This is a genomic window from Streptomyces sp. NPDC085524 (assembly GCF_044541755.1).
In the GTDB taxonomy this organism is placed as follows: Bacteria; Actinomycetota; Actinomycetes; order Streptomycetales; family Streptomycetaceae; genus Streptomyces.
Map to the genome: position 1 here is coordinate 151,311 of NZ_JBITTH010000015.1, position 15,110 is coordinate 166,420.

15 protein-coding genes are annotated in these 15,110 nt (G+C 71.5%); 2 read left to right on the forward strand and 13 right to left on the reverse strand.

The genetic code is table 11. The annotated features are described in order from the left end of the window. Nucleotides 1-3: 3 nt before the first annotated feature. The 3 genes from ACIGFK_RS23680 to ACIGFK_RS23690 form a co-directional block, all read right to left on the reverse strand. On the reverse strand, nucleotides 4-687 hold the full coding sequence (locus tag ACIGFK_RS23680; protein ID WP_376661692.1) for a response regulator: 684 nt from the start codon (nucleotides 685-687) through the stop codon (nucleotides 4-6). A 39-nt stretch (nucleotides 688-726) separates the two neighbouring features. Next, entirely contained in the window at nucleotides 727-2,379 is a 1,653-nt protein-coding gene (gene murJ / locus ACIGFK_RS23685; RefSeq protein WP_400053510.1) for a murein biosynthesis integral membrane protein MurJ, read from the reverse strand. 134 nt (nucleotides 2,380-2,513) lie between these two features. Continuing rightward, the gene (locus ACIGFK_RS23690; RefSeq protein WP_400053460.1) at nucleotides 2,514-3,677 is read right to left on the reverse strand and encodes a lipid II:glycine glycyltransferase FemX; all 1,164 of its coding nucleotides are present in this window, start codon (nucleotides 3,675-3,677) and stop codon (nucleotides 2,514-2,516) included. 243 nt (nucleotides 3,678-3,920) lie between these two features. On the opposite strand from ACIGFK_RS23690, the gene ACIGFK_RS23695 reads away from it, so the two are divergent. Further along, nucleotides 3,921-5,096, forward strand: coding sequence for an Ig-like domain-containing protein (locus tag ACIGFK_RS23695; protein WP_400053462.1), 1,176 nt, complete (start codon nucleotides 3,921-3,923; stop codon nucleotides 5,094-5,096). A 71-nt stretch (nucleotides 5,097-5,167) separates the two neighbouring features. On the opposite strand, the gene ACIGFK_RS23700 is transcribed toward ACIGFK_RS23695, so the two are convergent. The 9 genes from ACIGFK_RS23700 to ACIGFK_RS23740 all read right to left on the reverse strand — a co-directional run bounded on the left by ACIGFK_RS23700 (nucleotide 5,168) and on the right by ACIGFK_RS23740 (nucleotide 12,658). Then, nucleotides 5,168-5,911 carry an amino acid ABC transporter ATP-binding protein gene (locus ACIGFK_RS23700; protein ID WP_386464113.1) on the reverse strand — a complete coding sequence of 248 codons (744 nt, stop codon included), beginning with the start codon at nucleotides 5,909-5,911 and terminating at the stop codon, nucleotides 5,168-5,170. Between the two features lie 5 nt (nucleotides 5,912-5,916). Further along, the gene (locus tag ACIGFK_RS23705) at nucleotides 5,917-6,357 is read right to left on the reverse strand and encodes a DUF6278 family protein (RefSeq protein ID WP_376662084.1); all 441 of its coding nucleotides are present in this window, start codon (nucleotides 6,355-6,357) and stop codon (nucleotides 5,917-5,919) included. An 89-nt stretch (nucleotides 6,358-6,446) separates the two neighbouring features. Continuing rightward, on the reverse strand, nucleotides 6,447-7,226 hold the full coding sequence (locus tag ACIGFK_RS23710) for an exodeoxyribonuclease III (RefSeq protein WP_376662085.1): 780 nt from the start codon (nucleotides 7,224-7,226) through the stop codon (nucleotides 6,447-6,449). A 28-nt stretch (nucleotides 7,227-7,254) separates the two neighbouring features. Next, nucleotides 7,255-7,887, reverse strand: a complete 633-nt coding sequence (locus tag ACIGFK_RS23715) for an MBL fold metallo-hydrolase (RefSeq protein ID WP_376662086.1) — start codon at nucleotides 7,885-7,887, stop codon at nucleotides 7,255-7,257. Nucleotides 7,888-7,896: 9 nt separating this feature from the next. Beyond that, a complete protein-coding gene (locus ACIGFK_RS23720; protein ID WP_376662087.1) occupies nucleotides 7,897-8,487 on the reverse strand; it encodes a hypothetical protein in 591 nt (196 codons plus the stop codon). Continuing rightward, complete coding sequence (locus ACIGFK_RS23725) at nucleotides 8,484-9,752, reverse strand: ROK family glucokinase (RefSeq protein ID WP_400053464.1); 1,269 nt, start codon at nucleotides 9,750-9,752, stop codon at nucleotides 8,484-8,486. Before ACIGFK_RS23725 ends, ACIGFK_RS23720 begins: the two co-directional genes overlap by 4 nt. A 52-nt stretch (nucleotides 9,753-9,804) precedes the next feature. Then, entirely contained in the window at nucleotides 9,805-10,680 is an 876-nt protein-coding gene (locus ACIGFK_RS23730) for an ATP-binding cassette domain-containing protein (RefSeq protein ID WP_376659362.1), read from the reverse strand. Then, a complete protein-coding gene (locus tag ACIGFK_RS23735) occupies nucleotides 10,650-11,681 on the reverse strand; it encodes an ABC transporter permease (protein ID WP_376659361.1) in 1,032 nt (343 codons plus the stop codon). Before ACIGFK_RS23735 ends, ACIGFK_RS23730 begins: the two co-directional genes overlap by 31 nt. Beyond that, a complete protein-coding gene (locus tag ACIGFK_RS23740) occupies nucleotides 11,678-12,658 on the reverse strand; it encodes a substrate-binding domain-containing protein (protein ID WP_376659360.1) in 981 nt (326 codons plus the stop codon). Before ACIGFK_RS23740 ends, ACIGFK_RS23735 begins: the two co-directional genes overlap by 4 nt. Nucleotides 12,659-12,839: 181 nt before the next feature. On the opposite strand from ACIGFK_RS23740, the gene ACIGFK_RS23745 reads away from it, so the two are divergent. Beyond that, a complete protein-coding gene (locus tag ACIGFK_RS23745) occupies nucleotides 12,840-13,844 on the forward strand; it encodes a Gfo/Idh/MocA family oxidoreductase (protein WP_376659359.1) in 1,005 nt (334 codons plus the stop codon). A gap of 21 nt (nucleotides 13,845-13,865) precedes the next feature. On the opposite strand, the gene ACIGFK_RS23750 is transcribed toward ACIGFK_RS23745, so the two are convergent. Then, entirely contained in the window at nucleotides 13,866-15,059 is a 1,194-nt protein-coding gene (locus ACIGFK_RS23750; protein WP_386464100.1) for a cytochrome P450, read from the reverse strand. Between the last annotated feature and the right edge of the window lie 51 nt (nucleotides 15,060-15,110).

The following is a 15,110-nucleotide window of genomic DNA, read 5'->3' on the forward strand; positions in this document are numbered from 1 at the left end:
CTCCTACAGGGGGCCGAAGCGGTAGCCGAAACCGCGCACGGTCTGTATGTAGCGGGGGGCGGCATCCGGGTTCTCGATCTTGTGGCGCAGGCGGCGGACGCAGGCGTCCACGAGCCGGGCGTCGGCGTGGTAGCTGTGCTCCCACACGTACTCCAGGAGCTGCTGGCGGGAGAAGACCTGCTCGGGCGAGGCCGACAGGTGCAGCAGGAGCTTGAGTTCGCTGGGGGCGAGGGGGACGCGCTCGCCGTTCTTGGCGACGGTCAGGCCGCTGCGGTCGACGGCCAGCTCGGCGTGGAACTCGATCCCGGGGCGGCTGCCCACCGGGTCGTTCAGACGGCGCAGGACGGCCTTGATGCGGGCCTCGATGACCTCGGTGCGGGCGGGCTTGACGATGTAGTCGTCGGCTCCGGCCTCCAGGCCGACGACCACGTCGAAGTCGTCGCCCCGGGCGGTGAGCATGATGATCGGCACCTCGCTGGTGTCGCGGATCCGGCGGCAGACCTGCACGCCGTTGATCCCCGGCAGCATCAGGTCGAGCAGGACGAGCTCGGGACGGAAGCTCGCGAGCAGCGCGAGCCCGTCCTCGCCGGTCTCGGCGGCGCTCACCTCGTGGCCGCGGCGGCGCAGGCCGAGGCCGACGCCCTCCCGGATGGAAGGGTCGTCCTCGATCAGCAGTACGCGTGGCATCCGGTCAGTATCCAAGATCTTTCTTGGCTCCGCCTCCCGCTAACGACCGGTCTTGCGCCGCAGGGAGCCGAGCAGGTCGGTGATCTCCGTCAGGCGCAGCGGCCCGGCAAGGAGGACGACGACGAGCGCGAGGGCCGCGGTTCCCGCCAGGGCGGCGGCGAAGTTCCCGAGGGGGTCGGCGGCGCGGGCGACGGCGTACCCGGCGGCGCCCGCGGGCACGCAGGCGGCCAGCAGCCGCAGGTGGGTGCGTACGGCGCTCGCGCGCCGGGCCGTACGCGTGCCCCCTCGCGGGCCGAGCCGTCGGGCGAGGACGTACGCGGTGACGGCCGCACCCGCGGTGAAGGCGACCGAGCAGGCCGCGGCCATGCCGGTGACCGCCCAGCGCGGCGGCAGCAGCAGGTAGGCGGCCGCCGAGAGTCCGGCGTTCAGGGCGGCGATGACCAGGTTGAGGAAGAAGGGCGTCCGGGTGTCGGACAGGGCGTAGAAGCCGCGGGAGAGCACGTACTGCGCGGAGTAGGCGACGAGGCCCGGCGCGAAGGCCGCCAGCATGCCCGCCATGACGGCGACGTCGGCCGCGCCGGTGCGCCCGTACTCGAAGACGCTGCCGATCACCCAGGGCGCGAGGGCCGTGAAGAGCGCGGCGGCCGGGACGACGAGGGCCGCGCTGGAGCGCAGCGCGTAGGAGACGTCCGCGCGGACGCGGGCGAGGTCTCCGTCGGTGGCGGCGGCGCTCATGCGGGGCATGAGGGCGGTGACCAGGGAGACGGTGACGATGCCCTGCGGGACCATCCACAGCAGGTAGGCGTTGCTGTAGGCGGTGTAGCCGGCGCCTGCGGCGAGGCCCGCGTCGGCGGCCTGCTGTCCGGTGGCGGTGGACAGCCGGGTCACCACCCAGTAGGCGAGCTGGTTGGTCAGGACGAGCAGGACGAGCCAGCCCGCGTTGCGCAGGGGGCGCGTGAGGCCGCTGCCGCGCCAGTCGAAGCGCGGGCGCCAGCGGAAGCGGGCGGCGCGCAGCGAGGGGACGAGGGCGAGGGCCTGGACGACGATCCCGGCGGTGGTGCCGAGGCCCAGCAGGCGGGTCTCCGAGGCCGTCAGGCCGTCCGCCGCGTCGTGGGCGAGGTACAGGAAGAGCCCGAAGACGCCGATGACGACGAGGTTGTTGAGGACCGGGGTCCACATCATCGCGCCGAAGCGGCCGCGTGCGTTCAGCACCTGCCCGAGCAGGGTGAACAGCCCGTAGAAGAGGATCTGCGGGAGGCAGTAGCGGGCCAGGGCGACGGTGGTGGACTCCTGGCCGCCGCTGTAGCCGGTGTACGCGGAGACGATCAGCGGTGCGGCGAGCACGGCGGCGGCGGTGAGGACGAGCAGCGCGGCCGTGCACGCCGTGAGCAGCCGGTCGGTGTAGGCGGCGCCGCCGTCCGCGTGCTCCTTGGCGGCGCGGACCAGCTCGGGGACGAACACCGCGTTGAGGGCGCCGCCGATGAGCAGGATGTAGAGGATGTTGGGGACCGTGTTGGCGACCGCGTAGCCGTCTCCGAGCAGTCCGGTGCCGAGTGCGGCGACGACGACGGCGGAGCGGACGAACCCGGTGGCGCGGGAGACGATCGAACCGGCGGCCATGACGGCGCCGCTGCGCAGCACCGAGCTCTTCTGCGGCGCGGGGGCGGCTCCGCCGGAACCGGACCCGCTCACGTGCCCGGCCGCGTCCGCGCCGGCCGCGGGGGGCGGGGCGTCCGCGCCGGCCGCGGCCGGCGGGTGACCCGTCGCCGGCGCCGTGCCCGTGTCCCCGGCGGCCGTGGTCGCCGCCGCTGCCGTCGTGCCCTGGTTCACCGGCGGGCCAGGTAGGCCTGGAAGGCCTTGTAGAGCGCCGTGTTGGCGTATCCGTCCATCGGGGTCTCCCACTCGCCGAGCGTCTCGACGACCTGCCCGCCGGTGCCGAGCTTCCAGCGCAGCAGCCCGAAAGCACGTTCGTCGGGGTCAAGGGTGGAGGGTACCCCGCGCATGTCGTACTCCTCCGCCCCGAGTGCATGGGCGTCGCACATCATGCGCCACTGCAGGGCGTTGCTGGGCCGCACCTCGCGGCGGTGGTCGGCGGAGGCCCCGGTCTGGTACCAGACCCGGCGCCCGGCCACGATCATCGTGTGGGCGGCGAGGATCTCGCCCTGGTACACGCCGAGGTAGAGGCGCATGCGGCCGGGCTCCTCGGCGTTGAGGGCCTCGTACTGGCGCTGGTAGTACTCGAGGGAGCGGCCGAGGCGGAACCCGTCGCGCTCCTCGGTTATCCGCAGCAGCCGGTAGAACTCGGGCAGGTCCTCCGCGGTGCCGACGACCGTCTCCACGCCCGCCTTGCCGGCCTTGCGCACGTTGCGCCGCCATTCCTGGTTCAGGCCCGACCACAGCTCGTCGAGGGAGCGGCCCGCGAGCGGCACGCGGAAGACGTGGCGGGGCTGGGCGTCGCCGTCGTCCTCGCCGCCGCACCGCTTCCAGCCCCGGGTGCGCAGCCGGTCGGCGAGGGCGGCGCCGACCGGGTCCACCTCGGTGGCGAGGACGTCGGACAGCTGCCGGCCCGGTCCGGTGGCGGACTTGACGGTGGCGGCGTCCCAGCGGCGGTAGGCGGGGGTGGGGCCGATACGGACGGCAAAGGCCCCGGCGGCCTTCAGGTGGCGCATGAGCGGGGTCAGCCAGCGGTCGATGTGGGGGTCGGACCAGTCGGCGACGGGGCCTTCGGGGAGGTAGGCGAAGTATTTGCGAGTGCCGGGAAATTGGCGGTAGAGAACGAGTCCGGCACCTTGGATCCGGCCGTCCGGGTCGTGCCATCCGACCCTTTCCGAGCGCCAGAGGTCCTTCACTTCCGCCCATGACGGGTACTGGAGGAAGCTGGCCCGCCCATGCTGCGCAAGGAAGTCCTGGTACTCGGCGACGGACAGGGCGCGCACCCGGAGCTCCTGGTCCTCGTCGTGCTGAGTGGGGGTCACGAGCAGTGCACACACGGCTGACGGCCTTCCTGTTCGCCGGGTTCGATGACTCACAGGACTCTCACAGGCGCGCATGACCGAAGTGCGCGGCGATTGTGACCGGACGATGACCGTTCTGCTGCGGTCGATGTCACAGCGGCGGTACCGAACTTTTCCCGGAGTTCGGCAACCTAAAGTCGCTTCGTGCGCTCTTACTTTGCGGACGTTCACACTTCGGAGGGGTTTTCGTTGATCCGTATACGCACTCGTCACGCCGTAATGACGGGCACCGCAGTCCTGGCCGCCGCACTGACCGCCTGTTCGGGCGGGAGCGGAAACGGGGGCGGGGGTACGGCGAAAGCCAATGCCGAGGTCAAGCAGAAGGCGCCGATGGCGATATGGGTGAACCTCACGGGCGATCAGGTCAAGGCGGGTGAGCCGGTGAAGGTGACCATCGCCGACGGCAAGCTCGCGCAGGTGAAGGTGACCGACGCCAAGGGCGGCGAGCTGGCGGGCCAGATAGCCGCCGACGGCAAGACGTGGACCTCCGAGCGCAACGCCTCGCCGGGCACCGACTACAAGGTCGAGGCGACGAACAGCGACAGCCAGAACGCCACGGCCCAGTTCAAGACCGGTGCGGCCGACAAGGTCAACAAGGTCTCGATCAACATATCGAAGGGCAGCACGGTCGGCGTGGCCATGCCCGTCTCGCTCGTCTTCGACAACCCGGTCGCCAACAAGGCCGAGGTGGAGAAGCAGCTGAAGGTCACCACCTCGAACAGCACCGAGGGGTCGTGGGGCTGGATCAAGGACTACTCCGGCAAGGACCGCGTCGACTGGCGGCCGAAGGACTACTGGAAGTCCGGCACCGACGTGAAGGTCGACATGAACCTGAACGGCGTCGACTCCGGCAAGGGCGGCGGCTTGTTCGCCCGGGACTACAACACCGAGTTCAAGATAGGCAAGGACCGCCGGATCGAGGTCAGCCTCGACACCAAGAAGCTGACGGTGACCGAGGACGGCCAGACGGCGAGGACGATCCCGATCTCGGCCGGTACGCCGGGCGGCCAGAAGGCCTCCTGGTCCGGGAAGATGGTGGTGATGGCGAAGGAGGGCACCATCCGGATGAACTCCGAGACGGTGGGCCTGGGCAACGCCTACGACAAGATGGTCGACTACTCGATGCGGCTCACCTGGTCGGGCATGTACGCACACGCCGCCCCCTGGAACTCGGGGAACTTCGGCCGCGCCAACGCCAGTTCCGGATGCGTGGGCATGAGCGACGCCAACGCCGCGTCCTTCTACGCCGAGACCCAGGCCGGCGACCCCTTCGAGGTCGTCGGCGACGGCTCCAAGGGCAATGCCGACCTCGGCAACGGCTACGGCGAGTGGAACCTGTCCTGGGACCAGTGGAAGGCGAAGAGCGCCCTGTCGGGAGCGCCGCAGAACGGCTGACGCCGGACCCCGGGAACCGCCTCGGCTGCGTGGCAGCCGTGGCAGCCGTACTGGCCCGTCCCCGGGGCTCCTCAGTGCTTGAGGATCTTCGAGAGGAAGTCCTTGGCCCGGTCGCTCTCGGGGGCGGTGAAGAACTGCTCCGGGGTGCGGTCCTCGACGATCTGCCCGTCGGCCATGAAGACGACGCGGTTGGCGGCGGACCGGGCGAAGCCCATCTCGTGGGTGACCACGACCATGGTCATGCCCTCCTGGGCGAGCTGCCGCATGACCTCCAGCACCTCGTTGATCATCTCCGGGTCCAGGGCGGAGGTGGGCTCGTCGAAGAGCAGGGCCTTGGGGTTCATCGCGAGGGCCCGGGCGATGGCCACGCGCTGCTGCTGGCCGCCGGAGAGCTGGGCCGGGAACTTCGGGGCCTGGTCGGCCAGGCCGACCCGGTCCAGGAGCTCCATGGACCGCTTGTCGGCCTCCGCCCGTTTGCGCCCCCGGACCTTGACCTGCGCGAGCGAGACGTTGGCCAGGACGGTCTTGTGCGCGAAGAGGTTGAAGGACTGGAAGACCATCCCCACCTCGGCGCGCAGCCGGGCCAGCTCCTTGCCCTCCTCGGGCAGCGGCTCCCCGTCGAGCGTGATCGTGCCCGATTCGATGCTCTCCAGCCGGTTGATCACCCGGCACAGGGTCGACTTCCCGGAACCGGAGGGGCCGATGACCACCACCACCTCGCCGCGGCCGACGGCGAGGTCGATGTCCCGGAGCACGTGCAGGTCCCCGAAGTGCTTGTTGACTCCCCGCAGCTCGATCAGCGGATCGACGGCCATGCCGGTCACCCCTCCGAAGCCTCGGCGTAGGCCTGGCTGAGCTCGGGGGAACCGGTCATCGCCCAGGCGACCCCCGACTCGATCACGTTCAGCTCCCGGCCCGAGGCCAGCCGGATCACCGGCTGGCCGCTCGGCCAGACCTCCCAGCCCGCCCCGGGAATGGTGCGGATGATCACGGTGCCGAGGTAGAAGCCGGCGTCGTTGCCGAGCCACGGCACGATCTCGGGATCGCGCCGCCAGCGGGGCATCAGCTGGTCGAGGGCTTCCAACGAGGCCACGCTCTCGTCGAGTTCGAGCCCGGCAGCCCTCGCCTGGACGCGCAGCATCTCGCACTCCGAGAACAACTCGGCCACGCCCTCGGGGTCGTCCGCGAAGGCGGCGGCAAGTCCCGCGCCCTGTTCCGTTTCGTGTCGGTTCAGCCAGTTGCCCAGGAAAGGGATGTTCATACCGCCCAGCGTGGCACCAGGATCCGCCGCTGGCCACAGGGCGCGCCTGGATCGGACGGTGCGGTTCTGGAGGCCGGGCCCGAGACGGCCTAGACGTCCAGGTCGACGACGACCGGGGCGTGGTCGGAGGCGCCCTTGCCCTTGCGTTCCTCGCGGTCCACGTAGGCGTCCTTGACGGCCTTGGTGAAGGCCTCGTTGCCGTACACCAGGTCGATGCGCATGCCCTTGTTCTTGGGGAAGGCCAGCATCCGGTAGTCCCAGAAGGTGTACGGGCGGTCGTACTTGAGCGCGCGCGGGAAGACGTCGGAGAGCCCGGCCGCGCGCAGCGCCTCCAGGGCGGCCCGCTCGGCGGGGGTCACGTGCGTGAGGCCCTCGAAGACGGCCGGGTCGTAGACGTCCTCGTCGGTCGGGGCCACGTTGAAGTCGCCGAGCACCGCGAAGGGGCGGGACCCGGCCGCGTCTTCGGCGACGGCCGTGGTCAGGGCGCGGAACCAGTCCAGCTTGTAGCCGTAGTGGTCGTGCTCGACCTCGCGGCCGTTGGGCACGTAGACCGACCAGACGCGGACTCCGCCGCAGGTGGCGGAGATGGCGCGGGGCTCGTCGACCTCCTCGTAGAGGGGGCCGCCGGGCAGGCCGGTGACCACGTCCTCCAGGCCGACCTTGGAGAGCAGGGCCACGCCGTTCCACCGGCCGGTGGCGTTGACGGCTGCCTCGTAGCCCAGCTCGCGCAGCGCGTCGTACGGGAACTGCTCCGCGGAGCACTTGGTCTCCTGGATGCACAGGACATCCGTGCCGGAGCTCTCCAGCCAGGCCAGCAGGCGCGGCAGCCGGGCGGTGATGGAGTTGACGTTGAACGTGGCGATACGCATGCGTTCAACCTACCGCCCGGCACCGACATCACAGGTCGGCGGTGTCCCCGGCGGTGAGTCGGCCGTGGTCCGTGCCGCCCAGGGTGTCCAGGGCGTAGTCGTAGATCGGCCGGGCGATGTCGGCGAGGTAGGCGTCGTGGATGTCGATGGCCCGGCGCGGCTTGACCTCGCGGAGGTAGTCGATCACCTCGCCGACCTTGTTCCAGGGGGCGTGCACCGGGAGCATCAGGGTGTCGACGGGGGCGTCGGGCACCGTCAGCGCGTCCCCGGGGTGGAAGAGGGAACCCTCCACGAGGTACCCGACATTGGTGACCCGGGGCATGTCGGGGTGGATCACGGCGTGCAGCTCGCCGTGCACCTGCACGTCGAACCCGGCGGCGGTGAAGGCGTCCCCGTGTCCCACGGTGTGCACCCGGCCCGGGTAGGCGGGGGCGATCCTGTCGGCGACGCTGCGCAGGGTCCACAGCTCGGCCGCCGGATTGGCGTCGAGCGCGGCCCGCAGCCGGCCCTCGTCGAAGTGGTCGGGGTGTTCGTGCGTGACCAGCAGGGCGTCCGCCCCGAGACCGGCATCGGATTCGCTGAAGACGCCCGGGTCGATGACGAGCACGCGCCCGTCCTTCTCGAGCTGGACGCAGGAATGCAGCCGCTTGGTGAGCTTCATGATCCCAGGCTACGGAACCGCAGTGGAGACGACGTAGACCTTGGGGATCTCCGGGTTGGTCAGGTCGACCGTGATGTCCCGGGTGGGGCGCGGCTCCGGCTGTTCCAGGGTGATGCCGTACCAGCTCGACTTCGGGCTCCAGCTCCAGCCCGCGACCTCGGAGTCGTGCGGGGAGATCGCGATCTCCCCCTGGGCCAGGGCGTCGCGGCTGGTGCCGACGGAGGCGAGGAAGGCGTCCAGGTCCGCGGGGGTCACCGAGAAGGCCGTGAACAGCCGGCTGGTGTGCCAGTTGTTGGTCTCGAGGAAGCCGACCCGCCAGGCCTTCGGGGGGATGGGGACCTCGTAGATGCTGCGCTGCACCTTGGAAGGCCAGCCCGGCCGGACCTTGGAGGCGCCGATCCTGGCGGCCTTGTCGCGGCCGCTCTCGCGGCTCTGCTGGGTGGAGATCGCCAGGTAGCCGGCGGGGACGCCGATCAGCAGCAGGATGATGACCGCGGTGATCCAGCGGCGCTTGACCACGTGCTTGCGGTCCTCGGCCGGGAGCGGGGTGGCGTCGCCGTCGGGGGGCGGGGCCTGGCGGGGCAGGGTGGGCGGGTTCACTGCTGGTCGTCCAGGTTCTTGGGGCCGGGGATCTCGGGGCCGGGCGTCACGGGGCCGGGGGTCACAGGGCCGGGGGTCTCGGGGGCCCGGGTCTCGGGCTCCGCGGTGTCGGGCGCCCGGGTGTCGCGGCGGCCGAGCTGCTGCGCGTAGCGCTCGTACCGTTCGTAGCGCTCGACCCTGCGGCGGGTGGCGCGGCGGAAGCGGCGTGCGACGAGCCGGGCCAGGTCGGCCGCGCCGACCATGCCGGCCTCGGGGCCGAGCTGGGCCTTGGCGATGCGGGCCTCGGGGCGGTAGCCGCGGCCGGTGAGGTGGCGGCGGAAGGCGTCCCGGGCGGGTCCGATGAGCAGGTCGTCGGCGGCGCTGACGCCGCCGCCGATGACGAAGCAGGAGGGGTCGAGGGCGGCGGCGAGGTTGGCGATGCCGACGCCGAGCCACTGGCCGATGTCCTGGAGCAGCTCGACGCACATGGCGTCGCCCTCGCGGGCCAGCTCGGTGATGAGCGGCCCGGTGATCTCCGAAACGTTCCCGCCGACCCTGGCGATGATGTTGTACGCGACCGGGGAGTCGGCGGCGGCCAGCTCACGGGCCTCGCGGACCAGGGCGTTGCCCGAGCTGTACTGCTCCCAGCAGCCGCGGTTGCCGCAGGGGCAGCGGTGCCCGCCGGGGACGACCTGCATGTGGCCGAATTCGCCGGCGACCCCGTAGCGGCCGCGCTTGACCTGGCCGCCTTCGAGGATGGCCCCGCCGATGCCGGTGCCGAGCGTGATCATGACGAGGTGGTCCTCGCCGCGGCCGGCGCCGAAGCGCCATTCCGCCCAGGCGGCGGTGTTGGCGTCGTTGTCGACCATGACGGGGACCGCGAGCCGGGACTGGAGCGCGTCGCGCAGCGGCTCGTCGCGCCAGGCCAGGTGGGGGGCGAACAGCACCCGGGAGCGGTCGGCGTCGACCCAGCCGGCCGCGCCGATGCCCACCGCGTGCACGTCGTGCCGGTCGGAGAGGTCCAGGACCAGTTCGACGATGGTGTCCTCGACGACCTTGGGGCTCTTGGACTTGTCGGGGGTCTCGGTGCGGATCTTCTCCAGGATGACCCCGTCGGCGTCGACGACGCCGGCCATCACCTTGGTGCCGCCGATGTCGATGCCGACGGTCGGGACGCGCGGGGCGGTCAGGTGCGACCGGCGCTCGCGCGTGCCGACCGTGCGCAGCACAGCGCCCCGCGCCGAACCGCGGCGCGGCGGCGTGAACCCCCGGTAGGTGCTGCTCATCGGTGTGCCGTCGTCCCTTGTGCTCGTGCCGTGCCCCGCCGGGCCCTGCTGCTCATGCCGTGCCCCGCCCGGCGTCGTCGCCGCGGGGCGCGCGCCCGCCTGCATCGGGGCCCTGGCCCGATTCTGCCACTCGCTCCAGTTCGTGGCTCAGTTCGTCGAGCTCGGAGCCGCCCGCCATCTGCCGGGTGAGCTCGTCGAGGGTGATCGAGTCGCGGGTGTGGCTGCCCGCCATGGTGCCGCGTTTGAGCAGGACGAAGCGGTCTCCGACCAGGTGCGCGTGGTGCGGGTTGTGGGTGATCAGGACCACGCCGAGACCCGCGTCACGCGCGGCGGCGACGTACTTGAGGACCACTCCGGACTGCTTGACGCCGAGGGCGGCGGTGGGCTCGTCGAGTACGAGGACCTTCGCGCCGAAGTGGACGGCGCGGGCGATGGCCACGCACTGCCGCTCGCCGCCGGACAGGGTCCCGATGGGCTGGTCGACGTCGCGCAGGTCGATGCCCATGCGCAGCAGCTCGGCCCGGGTGGTCTCCCGCATGTGCCGCACGTCGAGGCGGCGGAGCAGCCCGCGGCCCGTGGTGGGCTCGGAGCCGAGGAAGAAGTTGCGCCAGACCGGCATGAGCGGGACCACGGCGAGGTCCTGGTAGACGGTGGCGATGCCGCGGTCGAGGGCGGCGCGCGGGTTGGCGAGCACGGTCTCCTCGCCCTCGATCTCGAAGGTGCCGGCGTCGTGCTGGTGCAGCCCCGCGATGATCTTGATGAGGGTGGACTTGCCGGCGCCGTTGTCACCCAGCACGCAGGTGATCTCGCCCGCCGAGACCTCCAGGGAGACCCCCTGGAGTGCGCGGATGTTGCCGTAGTACTTGCTGACGTCGGTCAGCTTCACCAGTGCGGTGCTCACTTTGCCTCCGCCCGCTTGCGGACCCATGCGTTGAGCAGCGTCGCGAGCAGGAGCATCGCGCCGAGGAAGAATTTGAACCAGTCCGGGTTCCACTGGGCGTAGACGATGCCGTTGCTGGTCATGCCGAAGATGAACGCGCCGACCGCCGAGCCGATGGCGGAGCCGTATCCGCCGGTCATCAGACAGCCGCCGATGACCGCCGCGATGATGTAGAGGAACTCGTTGCCGACGCCCTCGCCCGACTGGACCACGTCGTACGAGAAGAGGATGTGCTGGCCGGAGATCCAGGCGCACAGGGCCACGCCCATGTAGAGCCCGATACGGGTCTTCACCACCGGGACGCCGGTGGCGCGGGCCGCGTCCGCCCCGCCGCCCACCGCGAAGATCCAGTTCCCGGCTCGGGCGCGCAGCAGGATCCAGGTGGCCACGGCGACCAGGACCAGCCACCACAGGATGGTGACCTTGAGGGTGACGGAGCCGATCGTCCACTGCGAGGCGAAGAGTGCACGGGCCGAGGAGAAGCCCTCCATGTCGGCGATGCTCTTGGTGGAGACGGAGCCGCTGATCAGCTTGGTGAAGCCGAGGTTCAGGCCGGTCAGCATCAGGAAGGTGCCGAGCGTGATGATGAAGCTGGGCAGTTCGGTGCGGGTCAGCATGAAGCCGTTGAAGAACCCGATGGCCAGGGTGACGACGAGGGACACCAGGACGCCGACCCAGACGTTGGCGGTCATCTGGTAGCTGAACATCGAGCTGACCAGGGCCGAGGTCGTGACCATGACACCGGCGGAGAGGTCGAACTCGCCGCCGATCATCAGCAGGGCCACGGGGCAGGCCATGATCCCGATGGTGGAGGCCGAGTACAGGATCGTGCTCAGGCTGGAGGCCTGCAGGAACGTGGGGGCCGCGAAGGAGAAGAAGACGAAGACGGCGGCGGCGCCGACGACCGCGCCGAACTCGGGACGCCCCAGCAGCTTGCGGATCAGGGAGGCCGGCGCGAGCCGTTCGTCCGCGGTGGCGGTGGCGCTCATCGCCTGCCCCGCTTGATGTAGTCGTCCAGCCGGGTGGCGTCGGCTGCGGTGACGATCTGCGGTCCGGTGAGGACGGGGCGGCCGCCGCCGAGCACGTTCGCGTTGTAGCGGTAGAGCCAGAGCAGGTCGATGGCCTCGTAGCCCTGGAGGTAGGGCTGCTGGTCGACGGCGAAGCCGAGGGCGCCGGACTCCAGGTCGCGGGCGACGGCGATGTTCAGGTCGAAGGTGTCCACCTCGGCCTTGCTCGCGGCCGCTTCCTTGGCCTTGATCGCGGTGGCGGCGAAGGGCGCGCCGAGGGTGACCACGGCGTCGACGGACGGGTCCGCCTGGAGCTTGGCCTGGATGGCCGACTGCACGGAGGGCATGTTGGTGCCCTCGACGTAGAGGTTCTCCGTCGTTCCCTCGAACGTCTTCTTGACCCCGGCGCACCGCTGCTCGTGGCCCACGTTGCCCTGCTCGTGCAGGACGCAGACCGCCTTCTTGCGGCCGCGCTTGCCCAGCTCGGTGCCGACGGCCTCGCCCGCGATCGTCTCGTCCTGGCCGATGTGGGTCAGCGCGCCGTACTCGGCGGACTGGGCGGATCCGGAGTTGACCGTGATCACCGGGATGCCGGCCTTGACGGCCTTCGCGACGACGTCCTTGAGCGCCTCGGGCTTGGCGAGGCTGACAACGATGCCGTCGACCTTCTGGTCGATGGCGTTCTGCACGAACTGCGCCTGCTGCTGGGCCTGGTCGTCGTGGGCGTAGACGAAGTTGATGTTGTCCTTCGCCGCCGCCTCCTTGGCGCCCTTCTGGACGATGTCCCAGAAGGTGTCCCCGTCGCCCGCGTGGGTGACCATCGCGAAGGTCCAGCGCGGGGTGGACACGGCGGGCCGGCCCGCCTCGGCGGCCTTCGCGCGCTCCTCGGCGCGCTTGCCGCCCGTACTGCTGCAGCCCGCGAGCGAGGCTCCCAGTACCGCCGCGAGCACCGCGCCCACGACGCGCGCCCCTGTCCCAACCCTAGCCACGTCGCCGCGCCCTTCCCTCGTCCGTCTCGTCCGTCATCATTCGGTCATTCCGGTTCCAGCCGCTCAGTATCCGCCACAGTGGACCATGCGGGCCCATCGGGGCATGCCCGGGCAGATTGACAGGTCCCCCGTACGGGGTCACGTTGAGTTCATGCGCATCGGGCTCATCGGAACGGGCCGGATCGGCTCCTTCCACGCGGCGGCGCTGGCCCGCCACCCGGAGGCGGGCTCGCTCCTGCTCGCGGACGCCGATCCCGCGCGGGCGGCGCGCCTCGCCGACCGGCTCGGGGCCACCGCCGCGCCCTCCGTGGAACAGGTCTTCACCTGGGGCGTGGACGCGGTGGTGGTGGCCTCGTCGACCGACGCGCACGCGGAGCTCGTCGTACGGGCGGTGCGCGGCGGGCTGCCGGTGTTCTGCGAGAAGCCGCTGGCCCCGGACCTGGCCCGGACCCTGGCGGCGCTGCGCGAGGTGGCGGCCGCAGGCGGCGTGCTCCAGGTGGGGTTCATGCGCCGCTTCGACGCGGGCTACCGCACGGCGCGGGAGCTGGTCCGTTCGGGTGCTCTGGGCCGGCTGCACACCGTACGGACGATGACGGCCGATCCCGCGCCGCCGGGGGCCGAGTACCTGGCGACCTCCGGCGGGCTGTACCGGGACTGCCTCGTGCACGACTTCGACATGGTGCGCTGGGTGACCGGGCGCGAGGTGGCCGAGGTGTACGCGGCCGGCTCGGACGCGGGGCCGCCCAGATTCCGGGAGACCGGGGACATCGACACCGCGGCGGCCGTCCTCACCCTGGACGACGGGGCACTCGTCACCTCGACCGGTACGCGGTGCAACGGCGCCGGCTACGACGTCCGGATGGAGCTGGCCGGGGAGCTGGACCAGGTCTCCGCCGGGCTGGACGACCGTACGCCGATCGCCTCGACGGAACCGCACGGTCCGCCCCCGGCGAGCAAGCCGTGGACGGGCTTCCTGGAGCGGTTCGCCCCCGCGTACGAGGCGGAGCTGGCGGCCTTCGTGCACCTGGTGCGGGGCGAGGGCGCCAATCCGTGCGACGGCCGCGAGGCGCTCGCCGCGCTCCGGGTCGCGGAGGCGTGCGAGCTCTCGCGGCGGGAGCGGCGCCGGGTGCGGCTGGAGGAGCTCCCGGATCTGTGAACGTGTGACCATGCCGAGCGCCTACCAGCGCACGGGGAGCCTGGTCACGCCCCGCATCAGACTGCCCCGCTGCCACGCCGGCGGTCCGCCGGCCGGATCCTGCGCCAGCTCCGGGAAGCGCTCCAGCAGCCCCCGGATCGCGATGCGGCCCTCCATCCGGGCCAGCGGGGCGCCGATGCAGAAGTGCGGGCCGTGCCCGAAGGCCAGGTGGCCCTGCGGGGCGCGCCGGATGTCGAACGTGTCGGGGGCCTCGTACTTCCCCGGGTCGCGGTCCGCGGAGGCCAGCGAGACGAGGACGGTGGCCCCGGCCGGGATGACGGCGGAGCCGAGGTCGACGTCCTCGCGGGCGTAGCGGTAGGTGGCGTTCTGGACGGGGCCCTCGTAGCGGAGCATCTCCTCGACGGCGCCGTCGAGGAGCCCGTCGTAGTCGGCGCGCAGGTCGGCGAGCTGGGCGGGGTGGGCCAGCAGGGCGCGTACGCCGTTGCCGATCAGGTTCACGGTGGTCTCGTGGCCCGCGACGAGCAGCAGGAAGGCCATCCCGATCACCTCGTCGGGGGAGAGTGCGTCATCGGCGTCCCCCCGGGTGCGGATCAGGGCGCTGAGCAGGTCCTCGCCCGGATCCTTCGCCTTGGCCTCGACGAGGTCCGCGAGGTAGCCGCTCAGCTGCCGGTGCGCGGCGCCGTCGGGGCTGCCGGCGCCCGGGGCCACGATCTCGCGGGACCAGGAGCTGAAGCGGTAGCGGTCCAGGCCGGGGACGCCGAGCAGCTCGCAGATCACGGTCATCGGCAGCGGGAAGGCGAGGGCCTTCACCAGGTCGGCGGTGCGTTCGCGGCGGGCGGCCATCGCGTCGAGGAGTTCGTCGGTGATCTGCTGGACCCGGGGGCGCAGGGCCTCGACGCGGCGGGTGGTGAACTCCCGCGCGACCAGGCGGCGCAGCCGGGTGTGCCGGGGCGGGTCGGATTCCAGCATGTTCGCGTTGCTGGCCGCGGCCAGGGTGTCCGGGAAGTGGCCGGAATCGCGCCAGTCCTTGGCCAGGCCGGGATGGTTCAGTGCCTGGCGGGCCTCGGCGTGGCCGACGACGAGATAGGTGGGGTCGTACTCACCGGCCTGGGCGGTGACCCGGTGGACCGGTCCGGTCTCGCGTAATCGTGCGTAGAACGAGTGGGGGTCGGCGGTGAAGTCCGCGGCGTTCGCGCTGATGTCCACGACTGGCATTGGCCCACAGTACGGTGGCGGTTCGCCCCCGGATGCAGCGTTTTTTGGCCA

Coding starts and splice junctions, on each gene's coding strand:
- ACIGFK_RS23695 (WP_400053462.1), top strand. CDS start 3,921: ATGACGGGCACCGCAGTCCTGGCCGCCGCACTGACCGCCTGTTCGGGC.
- ACIGFK_RS23725 (WP_400053464.1), bottom strand. CDS start 9,752: ATGAGCAGCACCTACCGGGGGTTCACGCCGCCGCGCCGCGGTTCGGCG.
- ACIGFK_RS23730 (WP_376659362.1), bottom strand. CDS start 10,680: ATGGGTCCGCAAGCGGGCGGAGGCAAAGTGAGCACCGCACTGGTGAAG.
- ACIGFK_RS23745 (WP_376659359.1), top strand. CDS start 12,840: ATGCGCATCGGGCTCATCGGAACGGGCCGGATCGGCTCCTTCCACGCG.
- ACIGFK_RS23750 (WP_386464100.1), bottom strand. CDS start 15,059: ATGCCAGTCGTGGACATCAGCGCGAACGCCGCGGACTTCACCGCCGAC.
- ACIGFK_RS23710 (WP_376662085.1), bottom strand. CDS start 7,226: ATGCGTATCGCCACGTTCAACGTCAACTCCATCACCGCCCGGCTGCCG.
- ACIGFK_RS23700 (WP_386464113.1), bottom strand. CDS start 5,911: ATGGCCGTCGATCCGCTGATCGAGCTGCGGGGAGTCAACAAGCACTTC.
- ACIGFK_RS23705 (WP_376662084.1), bottom strand. CDS start 6,357: ATGAACATCCCTTTCCTGGGCAACTGGCTGAACCGACACGAAACGGAA.
- ACIGFK_RS23735 (WP_376659361.1), bottom strand. CDS start 11,681: ATGAGCGCCACCGCCACCGCGGACGAACGGCTCGCGCCGGCCTCCCTG.
- ACIGFK_RS23715 (WP_376662086.1), bottom strand. CDS start 7,887: ATGAAGCTCACCAAGCGGCTGCATTCCTGCGTCCAGCTCGAGAAGGAC.
- ACIGFK_RS23680 (WP_376661692.1), bottom strand. CDS start 687: ATGCCACGCGTACTGCTGATCGAGGACGACCCTTCCATCCGGGAGGGC.